Raw genomic sequence first — 24,481 nt, 5'->3', positions numbered from 1 at the left:
AATGGGACTCACAGCTTTTCTGCGAAAACCATATAAACTTACTTCAATATGTTGTGTTTCTTCTATAATAAATACTTATTCATTTTTGAATGTTAATATCTAATGATTTGTTGAACAATACATTTCACCACTTTGCCATATAGCACCAGGAAACGAATCTTATCTCTTGCTTAGTCCTATATCAGAAAAGGTATTATGATATTGTAGAGATAATTCATTAAAATGAAAGGCGGAGTATAAATGACTGAAATCTATAAAAAAGTAGCCATCATTACAGGCGCCAGCAGCGGCATTGGTAAAGCAATCGCACTGAAACTAGCAAATGAAGGTGCAACAGTAGTATTAGTGGCACGCAGTGAAGATAAACTTGAAGCAGTATCTGCAGAATTACGTAAATCAGGTGCTAAGCATTTTGATATTATGGCTGCTGATGTTACCAACCGTGATGAAGTCAATAATGTCGTGAAACAAACAATTGAACAGTTCGGACATGTCGATATTTTAGTTAACAGTGCCGGCCAAATGAAGTCTTCTAAAATTACAGATGGTCAAGTTGAAGCATGGGATGACATGATTGATGTAAATGTGAAAGGGTTATTATATGCTATTAATGCTGTAATGCCGCATTTCCAGCAGCAATCTAGCGGCCACATTTTTAATATTGCTTCTATTTCAGGATTTGAAGTGACTAAATACAGCACTATCTACAGTGCTACAAAAACAGCAGTTCATGCAATTACACAAGGTTTAGAAAAAGAGCTTGCTAGAACAGGTATTCGTGCAACAAGCATCTCTCCTGGTGCAGTCGACACAGAAACGAGAAGTCATGATCAACCGCAAGATCGTAAAAAACTAGAACCTAAAGATATCGCAAACGCTGTTGTGTATGCTTTATCTCAACCAGACTATGTTAATGTAAACGAAATTACAGTTCGACCTGTATAAACATTAAAATTAAAAATAGAATTTATTTTAATGTATAACCATAAAAAACCGGAAGCACTTCGGAAGCTGAGAAATAAACATCTCAGTTTCGTCTGTACTTCCGGCTTTCTTTTCCAAAAGACTTATCGTATTTTTAAGTTAAGAATAATAAATAATATATACCAAATAAAACAAGATAGATACCTATAAAAATACCGACACGAGTAAGCAGGAATAAACCTGTACTGTCTTTGTATTTAATAAATCGATTGGAAATCATATTAGTTAATAAAAAGCTTACTAATATAATTAATGCAAAAACGATAGTTGTCATATCCATTGTTTGTTCTCCTTGTTTGCAGGATTTCTATCTATCAATTTACCATATTTCCCAATAAAATAGTGTAATTATTAGGTCATACGTCTACATTACGTTAAAATGTAGTGTAAAGTAAATCTACTATTCATGAGGTGACCTATTTTGGAACGATTCCCTTTAAGCGTTAAAGGCAATAAACTTCAACTTCTCGCTGCGATTGAAGCTTTCAATAAAGATAAAGACTTTACTAAAAGCCATTCTGGAAATGTACCGGAAGAACAAATTTATCGTGAGTTTGCTAAACATATTTCCAACACAGAAAAACAATTGATTGAAGGTTTAATTATATCAGAAACAGATACACCTGCATTACCAAGCACACAAGCACACGAAATGGAATATTTAATGACAACAAACTATCTAATGTCTCTAGAAAAAGACAGCTATTATATTGATGTGGATTTTTTAAATAAATATAATCGATACGTCTTAGGCGGTAAGTATCGTCCATTAACACCATTAGATGATGAAGAAATGGAAATGTTGATAGATATGCATTTCACCGAAGAAGCACGCTATGAGTATGAACATTTATATTTACGAAATTATTTATATAATTTCTATGTCAAAGATTTAAAAGAGATCTGCCGTATTTTCAAAATCAAAGGTTTCTCTAAAGGCAATGAGGACTACATTGTCAACTTAATCGAAGATAAATTTATGGAAGATCCATTTGAATTATTTGATCGTTTAAGTCCTGATGCTCTTGGTCTTATCGCTTACTTTATAATTGAAAATCGCAATACCATTCCTTATGACGAAATGGGAGAATTAGATTTAGAAGTCTTTATTATCGGTAAAGATGAATTATCTCATATTTTATACATGCCTGTAGATGTATTCGAATTCTTACAAGAATACTTCACCTTCAAAGGTATCGACCCGTTAGATTTAGTTTCACCTGAAGAAAGAGAAATGTATGAAGAATTGGCTCAAATGAAAAAGCTGCAAGCCATGACAGACAAAACACCTGACAATGTGGAAGATGCGATTGCAGCATTTGCTGAAGCTGGCCAAGATGAAGGTATGCGCGACATGATTGCTGAATTAATCGGACTTGATGAAGATGATGAAGATGAAGTTGCTCAAGTCATTACACAAATAATGGATGGAAAAATTAAGTCTGAAGAAGATTTAGCAAAGTTGTTCGAACAACTAGAAACAGAAAAAGAGGATTCAAATCATACCGAACCTCCGCAATCTAACAATAATAATAACGTTATTGATTTCAATCAATATCGAAAATAATAAAAGCACCCATCCTTCTCACCACTTGAAGGATAGGTGCTTCTTTATGTCTGACTATTATTTTACTGTAGAAGCATATGCAGAAATAGTTGCTTCATCACCGTTATAAGGTGTAACTACTTTTGGATTATCGATAATTTTTTGAGTCTCTGTTTTGTTATAATCTGCTCTTGCCCAATCTGGACCAGAGAAGTGCATCGGTGAATCATAAACACTAATTGTTCCATCACCATTTTCTTTATAAACAACGTGACCATCAATACTTGCACTACCATATAATGCTTTTGTACCTTGCGGATATTTTGCAGACGCATCAGGCATATTCGGATTGACTGCTTGGCCAGATACATCTTTCACATTAATTTCAAAACCATTTGGTACGTTTTTATTTTGATAATCCGGTAATCCCGCTAACCAAACTTTGGCTATTTCTTTTTGGTAAGCAGTAGTAGTTACTGCACCAGCTTCTACTACGTTACCTTGCGTTACTGCTTGCAATAGATTTCCGTTATCACTCGTCTTCTCGCCTTTTTCATCTTGTCCGGATGCTGTTACAACTAATGTTGAGGCTAATACCCCAGCCGCTACATATTTGAACATCATACTGACCTCCTGTTTTATCTCGTTTTGGAAAAAGTTTCGAAAACATGTTGCTTATTAGTACTATACACGCTCAGATACAAAATATGTGTAAAATAACAAAATATTTTGAAAAAGTTCCCTTAATTCAGAAATAAAACACGATTGAGTACGGTCGCTAAGGCATTTGTGTTACTTTATTAATTTAATATTAAACTTCATTTCCATCTGCATCATATTCAGTGACATTACCATCGGGATCTACAATATATGAACCTGCTAAGTTGCCCTCTTTATCATCAAATGAGAAGCCCCAGCTGCCATCGCTTTTTTGTTCAGGTTCTTTATATGTGTAAGTACTCGTATCTAGGTTATGACCTTCATATTCTTCAACTTTATCAATCACATTTTCACGAGTGACTTCTTCAGAAGAACTGCTGTCATCTGAAGATGAATCATCTTCACTAGAACTGTCGGAGTCTTCCGAACTACTCAAACTGTCGCTTCCATTATAATTTACAATATCTTCTTTAAGATGTCCGCCTTCTTCTATCTTAGAAGCAATCTCATCTAAAGCAGATTGATTGTCATCATATAATTTTACAACTTTTGGATTATCCATAATTCGTTCTGATTCACTTTGACTGAACTCTGGATCCTCTAACCATTCATGATCATGAAAGTGTGTTGGTACGCTGTATACATTAATCGTACCGTCTCCATTATTGCTATAAGTTACACTACCTGCTGCAGTCGGCGAACCAGAGAGTGTTTGTGTGCCTTCAGGAAACTTCACTGTATTATTTGCGTTATATGGATTAAGCACGTTACCCGACACATCATAATGTGTAATCGTTATATCATCAAATTGTCCTCTGCCTGTATCTCTATATGCAGGCAATGCCGCTGCCCAAACTTTAGCTAAATACTGAGGACTGTTGGTATCTTCATTTTCAGAACTATCACTATTCGAACTATCATCGTTTGAATTAGAATTGTCTTTTGAATCAGAATGTGATGATGAATGTTCAGAGCTTGAATTACTATCATCTTTCTTACTTGAATTGCTGAACCCTGATCCGTCATTTTTGTTTCCTGAATCAGACTTGCTTTCTGATTTTGTATCTTCGTTTTTTTCCCCTTGTCCACACGCCGTCAATAATAAAGTTGATGCTAGTAAACCAGCAGTCAGATATCTCAATTTCATTCCATAACCTCCGTTATCTATTTGTGGATTGTTATACTTTATCTGTAGTATACACAATGGCATACAACTTTTATATCATTTATATGCTTTTAGCAATAAAATTTGTAAAGTTTTAAGTATGTTCAAAAAACAAACCTCTTATAACTCTATTTTATGGTCATAAGAGGTGTTTTTTAATCAAACTTTTGTTTCATGCATCACATGGTTTAAAGCTCGTTTAAAAATATCTGTCATTTTTTTAATTTCTGTTTCGCTCATATTCAATACAGGTACAAACGTAATTACATTTTCTAAATTACGAATCATCAAACCATTTTCTTTGCATGTTTGAATAATTTTTTCAACTGTCGGTATGGATAGCGGCTTTTCTGTATTTTCCGGATCTACCAGTTCCACTCCATACATTAATCCGTAACCTCGAATATTACCTACATAATCTAAGTCACTTAATGCTTCTAGTTCACTTTTCAATAATGCTGATGTTTTCTCAATGTGTGCAATCAAATTAGTTTCTTCGAATAAATTCAAGTTTTCAATAGCAGCAGAACATGTCACTTGGTTGCCAGTATACGTATGACCGTGGAAGAAAGTCTTCTCTGCATGACTGCCGCTTAAGAAAGCATCGTATACTTCTTGCGAAGTCAGTGTAGCCGCAAGTGGTAAATAGCCGCCTGTAATCCCTTTAGCCAAACACATAATATCTGGATTTACATCTGCACGTTCACATGCAAACATAGTACCCGTGCGGCCAAATCCTGTTGCCACTTCATCTACAATTAATAAAATACCGAATTCTCGGCACAATTTTTCGACTTCCTTTAAAAATTGTACAGGTTGTGTGTATAATCCAGTTGCTCCTTGTACTAAAGGTTCAACAACAAAGCCACATATTTCTTCACTTTGTTTTTCTAATATTTCTCGTATTTCAGCGGTTATACCGTCAATTAACTCTGCTTCTGTTTCATAATCTGATTTAAATACAGAAGGACAGCCAACTTGTATGTTTTCAAAAATTAAATCTTTGAAAATCGCATGAAAAGCATCAATGCCCCCGACACTTACTGCACCTATAGTATCTCCATGATAGCCGCTTTTAAGTGTTAGGAATTTCTTTTTTGAGGCATACTTTTCAGGATCTTTATTTTTCCAATATTGGTAAGCCATTTTAATCGCAATTTCTACAGAAGCACTTCCCGTATCCGAGTAGAACACTTTCCGTAAATTGCTTGGTGTAATTTCTATTAAACGCTTTGCAAGTTCGATTGACGGTACATTTGAAGATCCGAGCAGAGTAGAATGTGCTATTTTACCAAGCTGCTCATTAATCGCAGCATTCAACCGCGCATTATTATGGCCGTGAACGTTCACCCATAAAGAAGCATAACCATCGAGATACGCTTTGCCGTTTACATCGTAAAGGTAACTGCCTTCCCCACGTTCAATAATAATTGGATCTGCTTCTGAATAGACACCCATTTGTGTAAAAGGATGCCATACATAATCATGGTCATCTTGTATTAATTCTGTTTTATTCATTTATGCCACCCCTTATTAAACTATGTAATAATTCATCAGGGACTTCTGAGACATTTGCCCCTTCTGTCAAAGTGAAAATTGAGCGGTTTAAATAACGCTCTAACGTTTCGTGATTGTCTTGTGCAATCATAGAGTCATCGAAACGATTCATAACCAAAATATTTCCTGGTAAATGATGCTGGTTTAAAAAATACTGATGCATAATAATATCGCTGATAGCACCAAGTTTAGAAGGAACTACACTTAAAACCTTGTCTGCCGTATCTTTGATTAAATCCTCAGTCATATAAAAGCCGTTATCATCCTCATAAATAGGAACGCCTAAGCCACCGGCGCCTTCAATTAATAGAATGTCATATTTTTGATTAAGCGCCTCAGCTTTTTCAATCACGCTTTCTTTATTCAATTGTTGTTCAGGTTCAAGTTTGAAACCTAAATGAGGCGATACAGGCTCATGAAACGTATATAATGACGTTTCATCATAAGTGAGACCGCTCGCTTTTTTATATTCTTCTAAATCTGGATATACCCCTGGTTCTTGTTCTTCTGTTTGAAATGGTTTATAGATGCCAACGTTATATCCTGCTTTGCTTAAAGCTTGATAAATTAGCAAAGTAACATATGTTTTTCCAACATCTGTTCCAGTGCTAGTGACGAAGACCTTCATACATCCCGCTCCCCTTCATGATTTTTTCTAAGCGTAAAATTAATATTGCTGTAACACCGCCTAAGATAATATCTCCAGGTGCACTTAATAAGACAATACTAGTGAATGTCTGATTAACTGTAATCGGTGTGTTTGCCACAAAATTCATAATGAAATAAAAATAAACACAGCCGAATATGTAAATAATGACTGTACCGACCATATTGATAGCAAACGTATTGATAAAATTACTGTTTGTTAAACGTTGCTTCAATAAAGACATCACTAGTGCTGCGACAACAAAGCCAATTAAGAAACCGAATGTAGGCTTTATTACATAAAAAAGACCACCTCCGCTCGCAAAGACAGGCAAGCCGATCAGTCCCATAATGACATAAAGCGCTTGGCTCCAAAACGCTACTCTTACACTAAATAAATGAGCAACGATAAATACCACTACAATTTGCAGAGAAAAAGGTATCGGCCCTAGTGTAAAATGCAGCATACTCGAAATAATGGTTAAAGCTGTAAATAAACTAATGAGAACAAGTTCTCGTGTTTTCATGATGTTCACCCCCAAACTTATATTATTATTTCAAACGCCAAATGTAAACTTTTAATTTTAAAAAGTTTACATTTAAAAAGGTGAATAATTTGCTATGAGTTATAACTTTACTAAAGAGGATTAATTTAGAAGCTTTTTCTCTTTCTTTAAAATCTTTCAGGTTTCTTTGTGTTTTATCCTTTCAAATTACGTGAATAGATACATATATAATTAGTTGATAGTATCAATCAATTTAATGACGAAAGGAAGTTGAGATTATGGCAGGACAAATCGTTGATGTACATCATCATATTATTCCAAAGCCTTATAAAGATGAGCTTAAAAAAGCCGGTGTTTCTACAGCTGGCGGATTTCCTATAAAAGACTGGGTACCAGAAGACAGCATTAAAATGATGGATGAATTAAATATTGATGTAGGGGTTACATCTATTTCAGAACCAGGCACAATGCCTTTAAAAAAACGACATGCCGCAAAAGTGGCACGTAAAGTAAATGAATACCAAGCACAGCTTAAGAAAGATTATCCAGGTCGTTTTAAAAGTTTCGCATTACTTCCTATGCCTCATGTTAAAGAGAGCTTAAAAGAAATTGAATACGCTTTAGACGTCTTGAAATTAGATGGGGTTGGTCTTTATTCCAACTATGGCGAAGAATTTTTAGGAAATGATAAGTTTGAAAAAGTTATGAAGTTATTGCACGAAAAAAATGCGGTAGTTTTCATTCACCCTAGTGCGAGCGAAAAAGAATTTGTACCGCCAGAGTATATTCCAACAGATTTTATCGAAGAATTCACATTCAACACAACACGTGCTGCCAATAACTTGATACTAAGTGGAACTTTAGAACGTTATCCAAATATTGATTTTATTTTGGCACATGCCGGCGGTGTTTTACCTTATTTAGAATGGCGCATCGATGAAACATTGAAAACAGAACAATATATTCTTGAAGATCCTTTAAACCGTGTGGATATGATTATGAGAAAAGGAAAAGGCGGCTTTGTAAAAGAGTTCTTAAAACACCCTCTTCGTTACACTAAAATGTTTAAAAATTACGCGCACATCGTTAGACGCTGGTCGTCATTATCACAACCAGCCGCATACTATATTAGAAAATTCCATTACGATACAGCTCTTTCAACTGGTGATTCAACATTCGCGAGTATTAAAGAAGTGACAGATATTTCCCATTTCCATTTTGGTTCAGATGCACACTTTGCGCCGGATAGATGGATTGCTGAAATGGAGAAAAATATTAGAGAGACAGACTACTTCACAGATAAAGAAAAACAACATATCTTCAGTACCAATGCAGTTGAGTTGCTGAATAAGCATAATAGATAATTGTTATTCTTAATTTAAACATTTAAAAAGACGTCATAACCATTTGGAATGGTTATGGCGCCTTTTTTATATCAATGGTAATGAGTCTTTTAAATAACATTAGTAACTTACATTAAACTAATCTAAAAAACTCTACTAACAAAACTGTTAGTAGAGCAAACTCCCTGTTATTTTACTTCACTGGTACATCCCATGTTTCAAGATTTTCAGCCATGTCCCAGAATTTATATTCATAGTAGCTGGTTTTAACTACAATATCTTCTAAACGTTTTAAATCTTTTTCAGAACGTCCTTCTGTTACTTCATTCATTAAATCAACACAGTCTTCTTTAAACTGTGTAAATTCATCTGAAGAATACATCTCAATCCATTCTCTATAACCCGCATGATTTTTTGCGCCTTCTTTTTCTGCAAGTTTCAAGCCGATATAATTATAACTCCAAGTACATGTTAAAATCGCAGCAATCACATTTTCAACACCGCCGATTTGAGCCATATTCAACATATAACTTGTATAAGCTGTCGTTACTTCAGCAGGTTCTGTCTGTTCTAGTTCCGCTTCATTAATTCCAAACTTACGTGCATAATCACGATGCAAATTCATTTCCGTATTCAATGTCCCATCCATTAAAGAAGCATATGTCGACATCATATTTAAGTCTGTTGCTTTTGCTGCACCAATTGCAAAAAGACGTGCATATTCTATTAAATAAATATAGTCCTGCTTCAACCAATGCTTGAATTTTTCTTCATCCAAACTGCCATCTTCTAACCCCTTGATGAATGGATGTTCCATATAAGAAGCCCAAATAGGTTCTACACGTTCGTACAATCGATCTGTAAATTTTGCCAAATTCTTATCCTCCTTATGATGTTTAAATATTAGTGCCAGAATGCATAAATTGCATCTACATCTTGTTGTCCTTGTTTTCTGGCTGCTTCTGCAACTTCTTTGCGCATTGCACCATTCATTGTATTATTATCATACTTTGCAAGAATTTGCATGACCTCTTTGCTAGGCTTAACCAGATGCACACTTTGACCGCGTTCTTCCATTTTTTCAATCAGTTCAGATAGTGAAAATGGAGTTAATACCGGTAAATCAGCAGTAAGCACTACCACTTTGTCAGCATCACTGATATCAGGGTTTTCCATTGAATATGAGCCGCCGTCATAATAATGATTACCATCAATTTGAATTGTCGGATAAGCACCTTGAAAGGCACTGCTTGCAGCGATTGCTTTTACAAGTGGTACATCTGTATCTTTATCAAAGACACGTCTTTGGTTTGTTTCAACTTCTGTAACTACAATTTTCAAACCCTTTGTCCATCCAGAAACAGCATTGCCTAGACTATTTCGAATCATATTCAAGCGTTCCGTCTCAGGTAGGTCTACTTTCGGATGCATGGCCAACTCACTTACATTATTAATCCATTCTTCAATCGTACGTGCTTCACGCGCAATCGAATCGAACTTTTGAAATAAATCTGCTAAATCCTCATCTGTTAACGGGTTGGCTTCTTCTCGCTCATAATTCAATTGCTCTTCCCAAATCGTATCCCAATCCGCATCAGATGAAATGACTGTTCCTACTTGCGCTCCTGCAGACGTACCTACAAATTCATTAGCGTCTCTTAAACTTACGCCTTTGTCTGCAAGTCCTCTTAAATAACCAATTTCCCAGGCCATACCAAATTGACCGCCTGCGCCTAAAATTACTGATCTTGTCGTCATCAAATCTACTCCCTTTAGTTATGATTATTATTCTTCTTTATTTAAAAGCCAACTTCCTGTTGCAAGATAACTCGCAAACGCACACCACATTGCATAAGGAATCATAATTAGTCCGCTGAATTTATTAGCTTTATAAAATTGAACAGCAGTTATAATTACAGCTGAAAAAAGTGCATAGCTTTCAATAAGCGCTGCCCCTCTCAACTTATATCTGAAATATAAAATAGACCATAAAAAATTCAAACCTAACTGTGTATAGTGTAAAATCGGAATTGATTTATCTTTACTCGCATCGCGAGCGACCGTATACGCAATACCCATCGCAATATATAAGCCTGACCATACAATTGGAAAAGTGATACCTGGTGGTGACAGCGGAGGATTTTGTTCTTTTTGATAATCTTGACGTGCATTTTGTGTCGCATAACGCCCAATCAGTGTACCGCCTACTATCGGCGTAGCGAGATGCACAATATTTCTAAAAACCTTTAATGGCTTATTCATTATAATTAACCTCCCGTTTCTTTTCATTATTTCACATATACCCCTATATTACTTTTCTTAAAGCGGACTCATAAATTAACCATCTTATCCTTTTTCTCTGAAGAACAAAAAAGCAGTCCGCAATTGCAGACTGCCCATCTTAATTAATGATTATTTGATATCTTGTTTGCCGCCAGATACGAAGTTTGCTAAAAGTTGTTTGATTAATACAATGATTTGATCAAGCATGTTTTCACCTCCAGTATCTTGTGATTTTATTTTAAAATAACTTTTTGATTTAAAGGAAAAGGATGCCTAACTCGTTCATTAACGTGCAAACTATGAGTTTTCAAACTAGCTTCAAAACGTATCGGCATTCTTAAATGTTGAACGTTTGTGATAAGCTAAAATTATATATTACTTTATAGTATAAGAGAGGTTAGAGAATTGAATTTAGATGGTTTAATCTCAGGGTTATCCGTACTGATTGGAGTGTTTATTAGCAGCTTTATTACACAAAAATTCACTAAAACAACGACATCTAAAATAGTTTTCAGTATTATTTCTGGTGCAGGTCTTTCCATCATCATATTCATCAGTTTAATGTTAATTTTTCATCGGTTCTAATAGCTTTCAGCTGCATAGTGCTGCAGGTTCTCGGGAATAAGTATTGAAGCAGCAATACGAATCAGAGGTGAATTGATGTGGCTGAATCTAAAGCTTATCGTTCAAAAATGATGTCAAAAATACGTGCTACTGGCGGAAAAGCAGAAACTCAGCTTGCGAAAGCTTTATGGCATGAAGGCGTACGTTATTTCAAAAATTATAAAAAACTTCCTGGCTCCCCGGATATTGCGATTACTAAATATAAGGTACTCGTATTTGTCGATGGTGAATTTTGGCATGGCTATGATTGGGAAAACGTTAAAAAGAAACATATCCATACAAATAGAGACTATTGGATTCCAAAACTAGAGCGCAATATGGAACGTGATCAGGAAGTGAATCAAAAACTTAAAGACATGGGTTATACTGTCATTCGTTTCTGGGAAAAGCATGAAGTTTTCAAAGATATGGACGGTTGTGTCAACCAGGTTTTAGAAGCGATTGAACAAAATAAAAAACAAATGGAAAAAGAGAAACAAAAATAATACCGAATGTGTTGCTGTAAACGATTATATACAGAATTTTAAGTTTGCACGATTATTTGAAGTGATGTTGATTTGAATAATAACAAGAAAGCTCTTAATAAGCCTGATAAACTTATTAAGAGCCACAATACAACTTATTTCCATTATTTAGAAAGGTGTGTTTATGAAAATAATATATTTATTTATAATATATTATATAATAGGTCTAATTATATTTAATGGGATTATTTTTATTTTTGGAGGGGACTTTGAGCTTGATAAATCTTTATTATTACCTTTAATAGCAGTGATAGTAGGAATTGTTCTTAGTAAAAACAATAAAGAGAAAAAAGGGAAATAATATTTTTGTTTGAGGTATGTTGTTAGACATTTAGAAAATTATACTGTGACAGGTAATCGCATTTATGCCGAGAAAATCTATTTGGCGATGAGAGCCCTTAATTAGACTAAAAGCGGCAGCGATCGGATAGTGTCAAGCTATCAAATCAACCGATTGTTTAGCTTTCGGATTATTAAAGATCGCAGCATCATCGGCAAATAGAGAAAATGAAATAAAGCAACAAGGAGTTTATTATGCTGATTAAGAATAAAATTTATTCTGCTATTATCATCCTGCTTTTTTTAGTGGACTTGATAATAATAACAAATGAAAATCTAATATCGAATTTTGTTATCGAGAAAATATTTTACTTACTAATGTTTTTGATTTGCACCTTGATATTTATTGGTGTATCAGTAACAAGAAAGCATTGACCATGTGTTAAAAAGAAAGCTTGCCTTAAAAGAAATAGTTTAACCAAAAGTTCAACTTTTTTGGGGTTCACTACAATCTGGGATTTTCGCCGTGCCAAGAAATTAGCCACATATTGGTCAATTAAGAGAACACTGGCATGATAAAATGGTGATTAGCTATATTTTTTCTGACGTTGCAACAGGAGCGTATCAAGACAAGAATAAACTCATTTCAAAAAATGTGGAAAGTCCCGTTTATGAACGGGGCTTTCCACATTAAATCCTTAATGCTTTCTTCTATCAGATTTCTTATCAGAACTAAATATAAATAAAACAAAGAAAACAAAAGGAATAATACCAAATGATCTAGTTTTGATATCATAGTTACCTGTTATTTGAGGCAAAATAAAAAAGGCAAGAGCTGTAATTATAAGCAAAAATAAATATATCTTTCTTTTCTTATTCATAATTACAGAACCACACCAATAAATACTCTTGCTATAACACCTGCTATTTGACGATTAAATCCATTTTGTACTAAGTATTCAGTTATACCATCGGATAATTTCCCTTCAAATCCAGTCAAATAATCACAAAATTTATTTATAGATTGATAATGAAGGACAACTAATTGGGTACCTGTTCTCTTTTCTACTTGCTTAATTATGTTATCCCAAGCTTTTTGTCCAACTTTATTAACTACAGCTTTAATAGATTTAGCTCCAGCTTTAGCAGCTATCGTTGCTCTTCCTCTTTCTGCAACTCCATCTCTATATTGCTTAGCCTTAGTTTTTAAAATCTCAGCTTCATTAGGATCTTTAAAAGAACTTTTATTTTCTTCAATACTTTCTATCAAAGCATTTCCAATTTCTTCTCTTTGTTTCATTTCTTCATCAACTGCTTTAACAGTTTCAGCATTAGCTTTACCTGATTCTATCGTAAAATATACTGGTCCCATTAAAAGAGAAGCCGCAATAGTAGCAGTAGCAATTTTTCTTATGTTTTTATACATTGTAAAAACTCCTTATGCAGAATTTAAACAATCTCTTAATAAAAATTCCGATATATAATATATCATATTGTTGCTTTATTGGTCTAAATGCTTCTGCCTGTTATAATTAAAGTGTAGTGAAAAAGGCACTATGCCTTCTCTTACAGAGTTAGTTAACTTATATTCTGTAATTAGTTGAATGATAGCTCTTAATAAGTTCATGGGGCTTATTAGGAGCTTCTTTGTTGTTATTAGTACGCTTTATAATCAAAAACAAATGTGCAATTTTATTTTGGATTTTAAAAGGTTATTTAATCAATTTGCGTCGTTCTAAAAACCAAAATACTATAAATAAAAATCATGCATATATAGTATAAAATCACTCTATAATTTGCCGTATTCTATTGCAACAGGATAAAGGAGAACAATGACACTATATGTCACTTAGCATAGCTAAGGTTCTAATTCCAGTTCTGTTGTAAAATTGATTTTAAGGACTTCATAACTGTAGCCGTTGGCTACTATCTAAGATACGCGCTTAGTTATCGTGATATATCTGAAATATTAAAGGAACATGGCGTAAACTTTCATCATTCAACAGTTTATCGTTGGGTTCAAGAATATACTCCAATTTTGTATCAAATTTGGAAGAAAAAGCATAAAAAACCTTATTATAAATTACGTGTTGATGAGACATATATCAAAATAAAAGGAAATGGAGCTATTTATATCGTGCCATTGATGCAGCGGGTCATACATTAGATATTTGGTTACGTAAGAAACGAGATAATCATTCTGCCTTTCATTTTAACGGGTACGTCTTTTTCCATAATCATTTCTTGGTTACCATATTGGATGCTATCTACAACAATATTGTTTTTACCTACTTTAATATCTTCAATCGGAGTTACATTTAGTTTTGGATTTCCTAACATTTGTTTATGCATATTATGTTGATAAACTAGATTTATTAGATCAAATGGAAAATGATTCTATCAATCAAATCCAAGATTTTATATCACAACAGTATCAAACGGAAGATAGAAAACCAGCAGATATGATTCATACACTGATATCCTATCTAGTCCACCATGTCGGTGACAATATGTCTTTTTATCATGCGATGTTCCAAATAGGCAGTGCTTCCATGATGCAAGAGAAGTTATACCAACTACTCTACAATCATTTATCTAATTACATTGACCGAGACGGTACAATTGGTGATTTTCCTTTCTCTTATTTCATGAGTTATGTGGCAGGTGCAGGTATCTCACTAATTCGTCATTGGATATTAGATGATGATCGCATCTCAGAAGATGTACTTATCCACCACTTTTTATTGATTATTACAGAAGGTCCCGCAAGTTACTTAGAAAAATAATTACAGTTATTGTTGTCTAAAAAAATAATCAGCTGTGCCTGTGCACAACTGATTATTTCAACATTTTATTTACTTACCAAGGCATTTCGCCATCAATACCGATAAATTTGCCTGTCGGACCATCTTTATCAATTGTTGCTAATTTTACAATAGGGACAACGCCTTGCGAAGCTGGTTTAGAATTATTACTGAAGTCACCTACTAAGTCTGTGTTAGTCGGACCTGGGTCTGCAGCGTTCACTTGCATATTCGGCAAACCTTTCGCATATTGAACTGTCAACATTGTGACTGCTGATTTAGAAGAGCAATATGCTAAAGAATTCACTTTAGATTCTTGTGTATCTGGGTCTGTCACCATTCCAAATGAACCTAAACCACTGCTGACATTTACAATTACTGGTTGTTCAGACTGTTCCAACAGAGGTACAAACATATGGATTGTACGTACTACACCGAAAACATTTGTATCATATACACGTTCTACATCTGCACCAGTTACTTCATCAACCTTTTTAACATCTCCTGAAATACCAGCATTGTTAATCAAAATATCTAAACGACCTTCTGCTTCACGAATTTCATGAGCTGCATTGCGCAACGTTTCAACGTCAGTTACATCAATTTGTACACTATTTACGCCTAATTCATTTGCAGCTTTTTTACCACGGTCTTCACTGCGTGACCCAATATAAACTTTGTAGCCTTTATCTTTCAATTCTTTAGCCGTTTCATAACCTAATCCTTTATTTCCACCTGTGATTAATACTACTCTCATTTCTTATTCCTCCTATTTAAACATACGTAATAGGTATTCTTTCAGTTGCATATCAGTTAACCCGCGTTCTTCTAACTGAAATTGATACATATTAGTAGTTAAACTATTTAAGAACATATCTGTTTTAAAAGTATTCCAAGTTAAATCATCATCACTATTCAATACTTCATAAAAAATATTGAATAGTTCTGTATAAGCAGGTTGTTGTTTAAATGATACGCGTTTTTTATTACCCTCGACACAACGTAATAAATCTTTATGCGCATTTTTGAAAGTTAAGAATTGCTCTAAAAGCACTTCTAACTTTTCTTCTTTATTTCGTTTATTATCTTCTAAAACAGCATGCATATTTTTGAACAGCTCAGAAAAATCATTTTGAATGAGTTGATAGCACAATGCCTGTTTATCTTCAAAATTACGATAAAGTGTGGCCATACCGATTCCGAGTGTCTTAGATATTTGATTCATGCTGACATTTTCTACGCCTTCTTTTGTAAAAAGCTGACGTGCACAATCTTCGATACGTTTTCTATTTTCCACTGCATCTCTCCGCATTATTTATGCACCTCTCAGATGTTAAAAATTTTGCTGGCGAATCCAATCTCTCAATTTAAGACGATGTGGATTAATGTCATCCATTTGATCGAAATCTACGACATAACCATAATCTTCTAACCATGAACGTTCTGCTGTTCCGCTCACAAAGTCGCCTTCTATTGTTGCAGGTTTGCCTGTCGCTTCCACAAATTCTGCTACTACTTCGTTCAACATCAATTCATCTGAAGCAATCTCTATTTCTTCATGATTATATTTTTTAGGATGAGCAAAGATTTCTGCTGCAATACGTGCAATATCAATCGATGAAATCATCGCGAATCTTATTGTTGGATCAATAAATTCCGGAATAATTAGTCTTCCGCCTTGTTCTTTTACAATACGTAAAAAGTTATCCATAAAGAATGAAGGTTTGATAATCGCATAATTTAATCGTGATGCTTTTAATGTATCTTCTATCTACGCTAGTGCTTCAAAATGAGGTCCAGTTCGATCACGATTAACACCGCCTGCTGTACTATAGACAACAAAATGAATTCCTGCATCTTCAGCTTCTTCAATAATCATTTGTCCTTGATGCAATTCTTCTTCCACATTGTCTCGAATAATCGGCTGCACACTATATACACCGTATTGATTTTCCATTGCTCTTGCAATAGATTCAGGGTCACCTAAATTACCTTCAAATATTTCTAATTTATCATTTTGAATACTTGTCAATTTCTCATTATCTTTATCTCTCGTAAATGCACGTACGTTCCAGCCATCTTCTAAGAGTTGTTTAACTACCGGCAGTCCTTGTTTGCCAGTTGCGCCAATCACTAAAATTGATTTACTCATTTCCTGACCTCCTCAAATTCAAACTTCCCTTTTGAATTACTTCCCAATCATAAACGGATAATTATCCGTTTGTCAATTAAAAAGAAAGCTTTGGAAAGTGCAATAGACTGTAAAATTCCTCTATGACGCTTTTGTAAGGCAACCTTATAAAAATTATCTTTCGAGTATGCTTAATAAGTAAGTTATTATAATTAAAAGGATTACAGTATAAATTTTAAAAAATGTTTTTACGTTTACATTCAACACAATTCATTGTATTTCCTAACTAAGCGCATTTTTCAAGTTGAATTATAGTTAATCTATGATAGCATGTAGAACGTCTTTGCTTTTTATAATCTACTATTCAGTTCTTAAAAAAGAAAGGATGATGAAATTTTGAAAGCGCCAAAAACCACTAAGACGTTTTCTCCTGTTTTTACATATGCTTCTATTATAGTAGGAATTTTAGTATTAATCGGAGCTGTCTTTCCAAATCAATTCGGTAAAATTTCTGGAACGTTAGGAGCTTGGATTACTGAAACTTTCGGATGGTATTATATGCTGGTTTTTACATTAGTATTAGCTTTTTGTATCTTTTTAGTGTTCAGTCCTATAGGTAAATTAAAACTCGGCAAACCAACCGACAAACCTGAATTCCATACTGTCTCTTGGCTAACAATGCTCTTTAGTGCTGGAATGGGGATAGGTTTAGTATTCTATGGAGCTTCAGAACCGATTTCACATTATATGACACCGCCGACAGCTAAACCGGAAACGCGACAAGCCCTTGCTGATTCCTTGCGTGCCAGCTTTCTGCATTATGGTTTCCATCCATGGGCTGTATATGGAATCGTTGCTCTTTCACTCGCCTATTTCCAATTCAGAAAGGGTGAAGATGGATTAATTTCTAAAACATTACGACCAATATTAGGTAATCGTGTCGATCGTTGGCCAGGTACAGTAGTTGATGTTTTAGCTGTTTTTGCGACGATTATCGGTGTAGCTGTGTCTCTTGGTGTAGGAGCAATGCAAATTAATGGCGGTTTACATTATCTGTTCCATGTTCCTAACAATAAATTAGTACAAGGAATCATTATTGCAGTTGTAACAGTACTCTTTTTATACAGTGCATGGAGCGGGCTTAGTAAAGGCATCCAATATTTAAGCAACTTAAATATGGTGCTTGCAGCACTACTCTTTTTAATTTTGCTTATTGTCGGTCCGACTTTACTCATTATGAATTTAATGACTTCAGCAACAGGTGATTATCTCAACACACTTATTTTCAATAGTTTAGATACTGCCCCTCTTAATCAACAAAAACACGATTGGATGCAGAAATGGACTGTTTATTATTGGGGATGGTGGATGAGTTGGAGTCCCTTCGTCGGTGTATTTATTGCACGTATTTCTAAAGGGCGCTCAATTCGCGAATTTGTCATTGCTGTTTTAATGGTACCAACTATCATCAGCATTTTCTGGTTCAGTGTATTTGGACTTACAGGTATCAGTATTGGAAAAAAACATCCTGAAGTATTAAAAATGCCTCCTGAAACACAACTTTTCGGTATCTTTAATGAATTGCCAATGGGTATTGTACTTTCGATTATTGCACTTGCACTAATCGGTTCGTTCTTTATTACATCTGCCGATTCAGCAACATTTGTACTAGGTATGCAAACCTCTTATGGAACACTGCAGCCTGCTGGATTTGTTAAAATTGTTTGGGGGCTTGCGTTATCAGCCATTGCTTATGTATTACTTTTAGCAGGTGGCCCAACAGGACTCGATGCCTTACAATCTGCAGCCATTATTTCTGCTTTACCGTTCAGTATTGTTGTCATACTCATGACCATCTCATTTTACAAAGATGCAAACCGTGAACGTAAAGCATTAGGACTGACCCTCAAACCAAGTAAAGAGCATTCTGAAATCCTTCATTCAACAGCTTCTTATTCTAGAAGCAAATAAACTATATACACATAAATAAACCCTCCCGAATATTATTCCACTACAGTTCGGGAGGGTTTATTTATATAATATTATCTACGAGTTTTGCCAAATAACTTTTTCATCACTCTTATTATTATTTGTGAAAATCGAACAACATTTTTAGCATATAACTGCCACAACGTTGCCACCTCTAGTCATTACTTTTTATTTTGGCTATTCACAATTTTTCTTACTAGCTTAATGACTAAACGTGCAATTCTATTCGCTTGTCTTGAATTCATTTGTGCCATAGTCATCCCTCCAATTAACATATAAATACCCGCTATATATTCACTCAAAAGTGTTTCGAATGATTCAGCGGGTATTTTTTAAACTATTCATTTATAATGGGTTTGATTCAAGTTTTTCAGATTCATATGAACTCCATGAGTAAAAATGGTAAATTTAAATAAATTAATGTACTTCTATGTGCCAAATTATCTTTTCAACAAATTAACAATTGATTCTTTATCTGACCAATTCAAAATTTTTATATCTTCATAATTTGCAGCTTGTCTCACTCGTTCTGTAATAGGGTTGTCTATATCATTTGCTATCACATTCATTTTTGGAAATTGATTATTTCTACTTAGTCTACTATTTTTAACATCTCTGAAAGCAAAAGAATCAGAAGTGATTTTATTAAAATCTAGGTTGTTCGCAAAATCAATCAACACTTCCGGCTTAGTTTTTGTTGGAGGTACAATAAAATCAATTGTGTACTTTATCCCTGATTCTCCAGAAATTGACACGCTATTTGTTCCAACGATTTCTTCTTCAAATAAAAAAGAATAAACTTCTTCATAAAACAAATTAGAAACATTAGGTTTTGCTGTTAAAGTCAAATCATAAATTTTTAATATGCCTTGTATCATATTATGTTTTGCTTGTGCAAATTCTTTATTATTTATATCAGCTATAATTTCTTCATCTTCAACACGTAATGCGAATTGATTTAAAATTGATTCGATTAATTTCCTTCTTGTCTTGGTATTAATATCTATTCCAAACAATTCTAATTCATTAAAGGTCAGACCATCATCAGAAAGGCGAATTTTCTTATTTGGTAAAAAATCTAGGTAAATGCGTATTGCATCATTTAAATGATTCACAAAAGGAGTGGTAATCTCAGTAGAATTATCTAGTTGCTTATATTTATAATTTTGTTTCAGCCATTTAAAATATTCATCCATTTTTTCTTCGATAATCTTCATTGTTTCCACTCCCTCCTTAACTGAATAGATTTGGTTCTATTATAACATCATCCATATTAATGTTAGAAAAACCCACAAAAAATTCCAGAGCTTCTGAAATATCTTTAATTATCTGAGTATCTACCAATTCACTCAATGGAATTGCAATTCCTCCATTTTTATATTTTTCAGTAAATATATGCAAATGGGGTGTTGGGATCCTTTCTTTATTGGGTGGATTAATATGATCCGAACCGTTAACATCAAAACGAACCATCGTTGCGTGAACTGATTTGCTATTTAATATTATAGTTAAGTTATCTTTATTTCTATGGCCTTTTTTGTTAATAATAAGTATAAACTTTTCATTTTCATCTATAAGGTGTATTAATCCATATTTTGTTTGCTGCCCTACCATTGGTAACTGGAGTACTTTTTTCTCAAAAACTTTGACTTTATTTAATAAACTTTGATAAAGCTCGTCTTCCATGTGTCATTCTCCATTCATCTTTAATAACTTTCTTAGAAATTTCACATACAACCCTATTCTTTAAGTACCTTAAGAAATCCAAGTCACATTTCATTCGTTATTTTATTATAAACTTTTCGTATAAATAATGCATGTAATTCAAACGTTTTCATGCCTCATATTTTTAAAATTGTTTGAATTACTAAAAATCGTATTATCGAGCCCACAAAACTATTTCTTTTCAAAGTAATGATGCTTTTTCAAAAATTTCTCAGCAACTACAGCAGGTTCTTTTTGTTTACCGTCAGCTTGGTAATTCAACTCTTGCATTTGCTTAGTAGAAACTTTGCCCTGCAATTTTTCAAGCGACTTTTTAATTTCAGGATTTTTCTTTAAAAAATCATTCTTCGCAAGCGGACTTGCATCATATGGAGGGAAAAAGTGTCGATCATCTTTCAGTACTTTCAGTTTATAAGCAGCAATACGCCCATCTGTCGTGTATCCTAACGCTACATCTAACTTTTTATTTTTCAACGCATCATAAACCAATCCAATCTGCATTGGACGTACAGTTTTAAATTTAAAACCATATGCTTTAGTAAAAGCAGGGTAACCATCACCCGCGCGTTTAACCCAAGTAGAATCGGTACCTAAACGTAAATCATCTTTATGCTTCTCTAAATCCGATACTTTTTCTAAATGATACTTTCGTGCTACATCTTGTGTCACCATGAATGCGAAAGTATTTTCGAAACCGTATGTATCAAAGAAAGTTTGATCAAATTTATTTTTGAAACCTTTCTGCACCACATCCATAGCCTTATGTGTATCAGTAATAGGGTCATGATTCAACGCACCGACCAAATCCGTTCCTGTATAACGTGTTGCTGAAATCTGCGCATCTCCACGTTTTAAAGTATTATGTTCAATAGTAGCTGAGCCTAAATTATTAATAATAGACGGCTTTACTTTGCCATGTGTATCATGCTCAATCTGCAAACGAATCATATGTGCCATGATTTGAGATTCACTCGTAGCCAAAGCTGTAATCTTCACATTCTTACTCGGCCCTCCACCCAGACCAGGCAAATCACATCCGGATAATACAACTGTACTTAACAGGATAATAATTACTATATTTCTAATTCTATTCATCATTTCCTCCTGAATTATTTTTATTTTAAAAAATAATTTAATGCAGTATCAAACACAATTAATTATAACATAGTATTTAACTACGATTTCAACATAAAAAAGAAGCAGATACCCTCTCGTATCTACTACTCTTTCATCTCTACTCTTTGGTAATATTGTTTTGCATTCGTCAAATCAAGCAGCGTTAAATAATCACCATGACCGGCACCTGTATCAATATTAACAGATTGGTCTGTCACTTTTATCTCCCCTAGACTGCACCCTTCTCTAAATGTCGGCACATGTCCGTGCACCATATATTTTCCAGGATAGTTATACTGCAAGTCTTTCATTTTATCAAAGCCTGTAACTTCTGCTGCCGTTTGTTCTTTTAAAGGAACATCTGCTATAAAACCAGCATGAATAAATAAAAAATCATCCGTCATGTAATATCTATCAAAAGACTCTAACAGCGAACGCCATTTTAACTTTCCCCAATCCTTTTTAATACGTTGATACGTCACTTTCATCTTATGATGCATAATAAATTCCGTTTCAGCAATCTCTTCTAACCAACGTAATTCATGATTTCCTAACAAGACAACAGCACCATCCTTCTGCAACTTTTGAACTAACTCTAAAGTTCCTTCAGAATCCGGTCCATTGTTCACATAATCTCCGCATAGCACCAATTGATCATTTCCTGGGGAATACTCAGCTGTCTTTAATAACTGCTGCAATGTTTCGCCATGTCCATGTATATCTGAGGCTGCTAATAATCTTCCTTCCATTCTTCTAACGCCCCTTTCTGTTCTGCCACACCTGCATCGCAATCAATATCAAAGAAGTAATACCCACTGACAAAAGAGCCATTGCCATACCTTGTGCAGATTCTCCTTGTTCAAATTGACGATAAATATAGGTTGCAGAAGTGTCTGTATTCGGTGGCCGTAACATCAATGATCCGACAAGCTCACGCATCGAAATACAAAAGATAAGAATCCATCCTGAAATAATACCAGGTGTAAGTAACGGTAATTTAATTGTGCGGAATCGAGTCCAACCTGTACTGCCGCTCATTTCAGCAGCTTCCATTAAATTCTTGCTGATTGTTTGATTTACGTTTTTGATATTTTGTACAGCATAAGGAATATACAATACTGTATAAGTGATAACTAAAATACTTATCGTATTGTATGCAGGAATCGGATTCACCTTATTATTCCAAAATAAAATCAAACCAATAACTACAATAATCCCAGGAACCGTATTAGGTAATAAGCTGAAGAAGTCGATTAAACGCCCCATCCAACCGCTTCGTTGTTTTCCTCTCGATTCTGAAGCAAGCACAAACCATAATCCAAGCACACTTGCTATAGTTGCTGCAGCTAATGCCAGTATCAAACTATTAGCCAATGCAATACCGCCATTACCTGACAATACCTGAATAAAATTATCTAATGTGATATTTTGTAATTTCAAACCTTGCGAGAGTTGTTTTACAAAAGCATTAACAATAATACTCGCATACGGCATCACAATCATAAGCAATAATGCAACAGTAACAATGATATAAAGTAGAATATCCCATTTATTGCGGGCTTTCTGCATTGTTTTTCGTCCTTTACCACTGTCACCAGCAACTGCTGTACGTGTTTGGAACCATGTCTGAAATGCCCAAACGCCCATGCTGATTCCTAGCAGTAAAGTTGAAAGCAACGCAGCATGCTGAAAGTCAATCGGCCAAATAGATGCACTATGATGAATTTCAGATGTCAGCACACGAAAACCAATACGATTTCCCATTGTAATCGGCGTGCCAAACTCACCGATTGTTTTCACAAATACAAGCAGTGCACCCATACTGTATCCTGAAACAAACATCGGCAGAATCACACGACGAAAGCGATACATAAACGAACCGCCGTATACTAAAGCCGCTTCTTCTTGAGATTGCTGTACATTCAATAGTGCTTTTTTCAATACAACATATAAAAATGGTGCCAAGTGACAACTCATAATCAAAGCCATACCAAAAAATGAGAAGAATAACGGTGTCACTTTAGCAACTCCAGGAATCAACTGTTCTAACAAACCATTATGCTGCATCGTCAACATCCATCCCATTGCACCGATATAAGGCGGTGTCATAAATGGAATCATAATTAAAATATCGAGCCATTGGTGTCTGGCCAATGCAGTTTTAACCATAATATAACTCAAAGGCAAAGCAATCAATGTCGAAATCACAACAACTGCAATTCCGAGCAGAATCGAATTCCACAGTATTTTAATATTGTCTGCCTGTGCTAATTGTCCGATATTACTTAATACCCCTGAATCTGTTGTAGGGGCAAAACCTTTCCATAATATTAAGCACAAAGGTAATACAATCAGTATCATTAAAACAATAAGCGCTAAGATACGATTGATACGCTGCCACATTAATGTATGATTTGTTTTGTTCAATTCTGTTGCTGTCGCACTCTGCAGATCTTTCACTATTTTCAACTCCAATCTCAAAATAAATGAGATGACGACGCTTCATTTAAAATGAGTCACCGCCACCTCAGATACTATATTTTTGTTTCATTTATCTTGTATTTTCATATAGAGATTTATTTTTATAGATGTTCAAAAAA

24 protein-coding genes and 3 pseudogenes are annotated in these 24,481 nt (G+C 34.4%); 8 read left to right on the top strand and 19 right to left on the bottom strand.

The window, feature by feature from the left end:
• Nucleotides 1-240 precede the first annotated feature (240 nt).
• Complete coding sequence (locus tag A4G25_RS09090; protein ID WP_047130927.1) at nucleotides 241-945, top strand: SDR family oxidoreductase; 705 nt, start codon at nucleotides 241-243, stop codon at nucleotides 943-945.
• A 133-nt stretch (nucleotides 946-1,078) separates the two neighbouring features.
• Here A4G25_RS09090 and A4G25_RS09085 read toward each other — a convergent pair whose 3' ends face one another.
• Nucleotides 1,079-1,264: a hypothetical protein gene (locus A4G25_RS09085; RefSeq protein WP_047130928.1), complete on the bottom strand. Its 186-nt coding sequence runs from the start codon at nucleotides 1,262-1,264 to the stop codon at nucleotides 1,079-1,081.
• A gap of 141 nt (nucleotides 1,265-1,405) precedes the next feature.
• Between A4G25_RS09085 and A4G25_RS09080 the strand changes: the two genes are divergently transcribed.
• Complete coding sequence (locus A4G25_RS09080; RefSeq protein WP_047130929.1) at nucleotides 1,406-2,551, top strand: hypothetical protein; 1,146 nt, start codon at nucleotides 1,406-1,408, stop codon at nucleotides 2,549-2,551.
• A 57-nt stretch (nucleotides 2,552-2,608) separates the two neighbouring features.
• Here A4G25_RS09080 and A4G25_RS09075 read toward each other — a convergent pair whose 3' ends face one another.
• The 5 genes from A4G25_RS09075 to A4G25_RS09055 form a co-directional block, all read right to left on the bottom strand.
• Nucleotides 2,609-3,154 carry a hypothetical protein gene (locus tag A4G25_RS09075; RefSeq protein ID WP_141755887.1) on the bottom strand — a complete coding sequence of 182 codons (546 nt, stop codon included), beginning with the start codon at nucleotides 3,152-3,154 and terminating at the stop codon, nucleotides 2,609-2,611.
• Nucleotides 3,155-3,341: 187 nt separating this feature from the next.
• Nucleotides 3,342-4,337 (bottom strand): hypothetical protein, encoded by a 996-nt coding sequence (locus A4G25_RS09070; RefSeq protein WP_052766723.1) that lies wholly within the window; start codon nucleotides 4,335-4,337, stop codon nucleotides 3,342-3,344.
• 177 nt (nucleotides 4,338-4,514) lie between these two features.
• Nucleotides 4,515-5,873, bottom strand: coding sequence for an adenosylmethionine--8-amino-7-oxononanoate transaminase (gene bioA / locus A4G25_RS09065; RefSeq protein ID WP_047130930.1), 1,359 nt, complete (start codon nucleotides 5,871-5,873; stop codon nucleotides 4,515-4,517).
• A complete protein-coding gene (gene bioD / locus A4G25_RS09060; protein WP_047130931.1) occupies nucleotides 5,866-6,540 on the bottom strand; it encodes a dethiobiotin synthase in 675 nt (224 codons plus the stop codon). Before bioD ends, bioA begins: the two co-directional genes overlap by 8 nt.
• Nucleotides 6,521-7,084, bottom strand: coding sequence for a biotin transporter BioY (locus A4G25_RS09055; RefSeq protein WP_047130932.1), 564 nt, complete (start codon nucleotides 7,082-7,084; stop codon nucleotides 6,521-6,523). The genes bioD and A4G25_RS09055 overlap by 20 nt, the downstream gene beginning before the upstream one ends.
• A gap of 257 nt (nucleotides 7,085-7,341) precedes the next feature.
• Here A4G25_RS09055 and A4G25_RS09050 point away from each other — a divergent pair, with 257 nt between their 5' ends.
• Nucleotides 7,342-8,427, top strand: a complete 1,086-nt coding sequence (locus A4G25_RS09050; RefSeq protein WP_047130933.1) for an amidohydrolase family protein — start codon at nucleotides 7,342-7,344, stop codon at nucleotides 8,425-8,427.
• 172 nt (nucleotides 8,428-8,599) lie between these two features.
• Here the strand turns inward: A4G25_RS09050 and tenA are convergent, their stop codons facing one another.
• The 3 genes from tenA to A4G25_RS09035 form a co-directional block, all read right to left on the bottom strand.
• Nucleotides 8,600-9,223 (bottom strand): thiaminase II, encoded by a 624-nt coding sequence (gene tenA, locus A4G25_RS09045; RefSeq protein ID WP_047130961.1) that lies wholly within the window; start codon nucleotides 9,221-9,223, stop codon nucleotides 8,600-8,602.
• Nucleotides 9,224-9,309: 86 nt separating this feature from the next.
• A complete protein-coding gene (locus A4G25_RS09040; protein WP_047130934.1) occupies nucleotides 9,310-10,164 on the bottom strand; it encodes a patatin-like phospholipase family protein in 855 nt (284 codons plus the stop codon).
• A 27-nt stretch (nucleotides 10,165-10,191) separates the two neighbouring features.
• Nucleotides 10,192-10,668 (bottom strand): TspO/MBR family protein, encoded by a 477-nt coding sequence (locus A4G25_RS09035; protein ID WP_047130935.1) that lies wholly within the window; start codon nucleotides 10,666-10,668, stop codon nucleotides 10,192-10,194.
• Nucleotides 10,669-11,351: 683 nt separating this feature from the next.
• Here A4G25_RS09035 and A4G25_RS09030 point away from each other — a divergent pair.
• Nucleotides 11,352-11,798, top strand: coding sequence for a very short patch repair endonuclease (locus tag A4G25_RS09030; RefSeq protein WP_047130936.1), 447 nt, complete (start codon nucleotides 11,352-11,354; stop codon nucleotides 11,796-11,798).
• A gap of 163 nt (nucleotides 11,799-11,961) precedes the next feature.
• A complete protein-coding gene (locus A4G25_RS13155) occupies nucleotides 11,962-12,138 on the top strand; it encodes a hypothetical protein (RefSeq protein WP_186304744.1) in 177 nt (58 codons plus the stop codon).
• A gap of 861 nt (nucleotides 12,139-12,999) precedes the next feature.
• On the opposite strand, the gene A4G25_RS09015 is transcribed toward A4G25_RS13155, so the two are convergent.
• A complete protein-coding gene (locus tag A4G25_RS09015) occupies nucleotides 13,000-13,542 on the bottom strand; it encodes a hypothetical protein (protein WP_047130939.1) in 543 nt (180 codons plus the stop codon).
• A 462-nt stretch (nucleotides 13,543-14,004) separates the two neighbouring features.
• Here A4G25_RS09015 and A4G25_RS12870 point away from each other — a divergent pair.
• Nucleotides 14,005-14,330 (top strand): annotated as a pseudogene (locus A4G25_RS12870) (IS6 family transposase); the annotation flags it as partial.
• Here A4G25_RS12870 and A4G25_RS12865 read toward each other — a convergent pair.
• Nucleotides 14,322-14,468 (bottom strand): annotated as a pseudogene (locus A4G25_RS12865) (hypothetical protein); the annotation flags it as partial. The pseudogenes A4G25_RS12870 and A4G25_RS12865 sit on opposite strands and share 9 nt — an antisense overlap.
• Here A4G25_RS12865 and A4G25_RS09010 point away from each other — a divergent pair.
• Nucleotides 14,441-14,902 carry a TetR-like C-terminal domain-containing protein gene (locus A4G25_RS09010; protein ID WP_232011944.1) on the top strand — a complete coding sequence of 154 codons (462 nt, stop codon included), beginning with the start codon at nucleotides 14,441-14,443 and terminating at the stop codon, nucleotides 14,900-14,902. The pseudogene A4G25_RS12865 and the gene A4G25_RS09010 overlap by 28 nt on opposite strands.
• Nucleotides 14,903-14,975: 73 nt before the next feature.
• Here A4G25_RS09010 and A4G25_RS09005 read toward each other — a convergent pair whose 3' ends face one another.
• From A4G25_RS09005 to A4G25_RS08995, 3 genes and pseudogenes are all read right to left on the bottom strand, one after another.
• Nucleotides 14,976-15,677 carry an SDR family NAD(P)-dependent oxidoreductase gene (locus A4G25_RS09005; protein WP_047130941.1) on the bottom strand — a complete coding sequence of 234 codons (702 nt, stop codon included), beginning with the start codon at nucleotides 15,675-15,677 and terminating at the stop codon, nucleotides 14,976-14,978.
• A 12-nt stretch (nucleotides 15,678-15,689) separates the two neighbouring features.
• Nucleotides 15,690-16,232, bottom strand: coding sequence for a TetR/AcrR family transcriptional regulator (locus tag A4G25_RS09000; RefSeq protein WP_047130942.1), 543 nt, complete (start codon nucleotides 16,230-16,232; stop codon nucleotides 15,690-15,692).
• Between the two features lie 21 nt (nucleotides 16,233-16,253).
• Nucleotides 16,254-17,072, bottom strand: a pseudogene (locus A4G25_RS08995) (NmrA/HSCARG family protein).
• 375 nt (nucleotides 17,073-17,447) lie between these two features.
• On the opposite strand from A4G25_RS08995, the gene A4G25_RS08990 reads away from it, so the two are divergent.
• A complete protein-coding gene (locus A4G25_RS08990) occupies nucleotides 17,448-19,022 on the top strand; it encodes a BCCT family transporter (RefSeq protein ID WP_047130943.1) in 1,575 nt (524 codons plus the stop codon).
• 458 nt (nucleotides 19,023-19,480) lie between these two features.
• Here the strand turns inward: A4G25_RS08990 and A4G25_RS08985 are convergent, their stop codons facing one another.
• The 5 genes from A4G25_RS08985 to A4G25_RS08965 all read right to left on the bottom strand — a co-directional run bounded on the left by A4G25_RS08985 (nucleotide 19,481) and on the right by A4G25_RS08965 (nucleotide 24,284).
• A complete protein-coding gene (locus A4G25_RS08985) occupies nucleotides 19,481-20,257 on the bottom strand; it encodes a DUF1828 domain-containing protein (RefSeq protein ID WP_047130944.1) in 777 nt (258 codons plus the stop codon).
• Nucleotides 20,258-20,273: 16 nt separating this feature from the next.
• Complete coding sequence (locus A4G25_RS13395) at nucleotides 20,274-20,726, bottom strand: DUF6978 family protein (protein WP_232011943.1); 453 nt, start codon at nucleotides 20,724-20,726, stop codon at nucleotides 20,274-20,276.
• A 210-nt stretch (nucleotides 20,727-20,936) separates the two neighbouring features.
• Nucleotides 20,937-21,860 (bottom strand): osmoprotectant ABC transporter substrate-binding protein, encoded by a 924-nt coding sequence (locus A4G25_RS08975; protein WP_047130945.1) that lies wholly within the window; start codon nucleotides 21,858-21,860, stop codon nucleotides 20,937-20,939.
• A gap of 125 nt (nucleotides 21,861-21,985) precedes the next feature.
• Nucleotides 21,986-22,630 carry a metallophosphoesterase gene (locus A4G25_RS08970; RefSeq protein WP_047130946.1) on the bottom strand — a complete coding sequence of 215 codons (645 nt, stop codon included), beginning with the start codon at nucleotides 22,628-22,630 and terminating at the stop codon, nucleotides 21,986-21,988.
• Between the two features lie 4 nt (nucleotides 22,631-22,634).
• Nucleotides 22,635-24,284: an ABC transporter permease gene (locus A4G25_RS08965; RefSeq protein ID WP_047130963.1), complete on the bottom strand. Its 1,650-nt coding sequence runs from the start codon at nucleotides 24,282-24,284 to the stop codon at nucleotides 22,635-22,637.
• Between the last annotated feature and the right edge of the window lie 197 nt (nucleotides 24,285-24,481).

The sequence above is a fragment of the Staphylococcus condimenti genome, assembly GCF_001618885.1.
Classification (GTDB): domain Bacteria; phylum Bacillota; class Bacilli; order Staphylococcales; family Staphylococcaceae; genus Staphylococcus; species Staphylococcus condimenti.
Note: the sequence above shows the minus strand (reverse complement) of the source record. Positions and strands in the feature narration are given on the sequence as shown.

Coding starts and splice junctions, on each gene's coding strand:
- A4G25_RS09035 (WP_047130935.1), bottom strand. CDS start 10,668: ATGAATAAGCCATTAAAGGTTTTTAGAAATATTGTGCATCTCGCTACG.
- A4G25_RS09075 (WP_141755887.1), bottom strand. CDS start 3,154: ATGATGTTCAAATATGTAGCGGCTGGGGTATTAGCCTCAACATTAGTT.
- A4G25_RS09055 (WP_047130932.1), bottom strand. CDS start 7,084: ATGAAAACACGAGAACTTGTTCTCATTAGTTTATTTACAGCTTTAACC.
- A4G25_RS09090 (WP_047130927.1), top strand. CDS start 241: ATGACTGAAATCTATAAAAAAGTAGCCATCATTACAGGCGCCAGCAGC.
- A4G25_RS13155 (WP_186304744.1), top strand. CDS start 11,962: ATGAAAATAATATATTTATTTATAATATATTATATAATAGGTCTAATT.
- A4G25_RS09000 (WP_047130942.1), bottom strand. CDS start 16,232: ATGCGGAGAGATGCAGTGGAAAATAGAAAACGTATCGAAGATTGTGCA.
- A4G25_RS09085 (WP_047130928.1), bottom strand. CDS start 1,264: ATGGATATGACAACTATCGTTTTTGCATTAATTATATTAGTAAGCTTT.
- A4G25_RS08970 (WP_047130946.1), bottom strand. CDS start 22,630: ATGGAAGGAAGATTATTAGCAGCCTCAGATATACATGGACATGGCGAA.
- A4G25_RS09070 (WP_052766723.1), bottom strand. CDS start 4,337: ATGAAATTGAGATATCTGACTGCTGGTTTACTAGCATCAACTTTATTA.
- A4G25_RS09040 (WP_047130934.1), bottom strand. CDS start 10,164: ATGACGACAAGATCAGTAATTTTAGGCGCAGGCGGTCAATTTGGTATG.
- bioD (WP_047130931.1), bottom strand. CDS start 6,540: ATGAAGGTCTTCGTCACTAGCACTGGAACAGATGTTGGAAAAACATAT.
- A4G25_RS08965 (WP_047130963.1), bottom strand. CDS start 24,284: ATGTGGCAGCGTATCAATCGTATCTTAGCGCTTATTGTTTTAATGATA.
- A4G25_RS09015 (WP_047130939.1), bottom strand. CDS start 13,542: ATGTATAAAAACATAAGAAAAATTGCTACTGCTACTATTGCGGCTTCT.
- A4G25_RS13395 (WP_232011943.1), bottom strand. CDS start 20,726: ATGGAAGACGAGCTTTATCAAAGTTTATTAAATAAAGTCAAAGTTTTT.
- bioA (WP_047130930.1), bottom strand. CDS start 5,873: ATGAATAAAACAGAATTAATACAAGATGACCATGATTATGTATGGCAT.
- A4G25_RS08975 (WP_047130945.1), bottom strand. CDS start 21,860: ATGAATAGAATTAGAAATATAGTAATTATTATCCTGTTAAGTACAGTT.
- A4G25_RS09050 (WP_047130933.1), top strand. CDS start 7,342: ATGGCAGGACAAATCGTTGATGTACATCATCATATTATTCCAAAGCCT.
- tenA (WP_047130961.1), bottom strand. CDS start 9,223: ATGGAACATCCATTCATCAAGGGGTTAGAAGATGGCAGTTTGGATGAA.
- A4G25_RS08985 (WP_047130944.1), bottom strand. CDS start 20,257: ATGAAGATTATCGAAGAAAAAATGGATGAATATTTTAAATGGCTGAAA.
- A4G25_RS09005 (WP_047130941.1), bottom strand. CDS start 15,677: ATGAGAGTAGTATTAATCACAGGTGGAAATAAAGGATTAGGTTATGAA.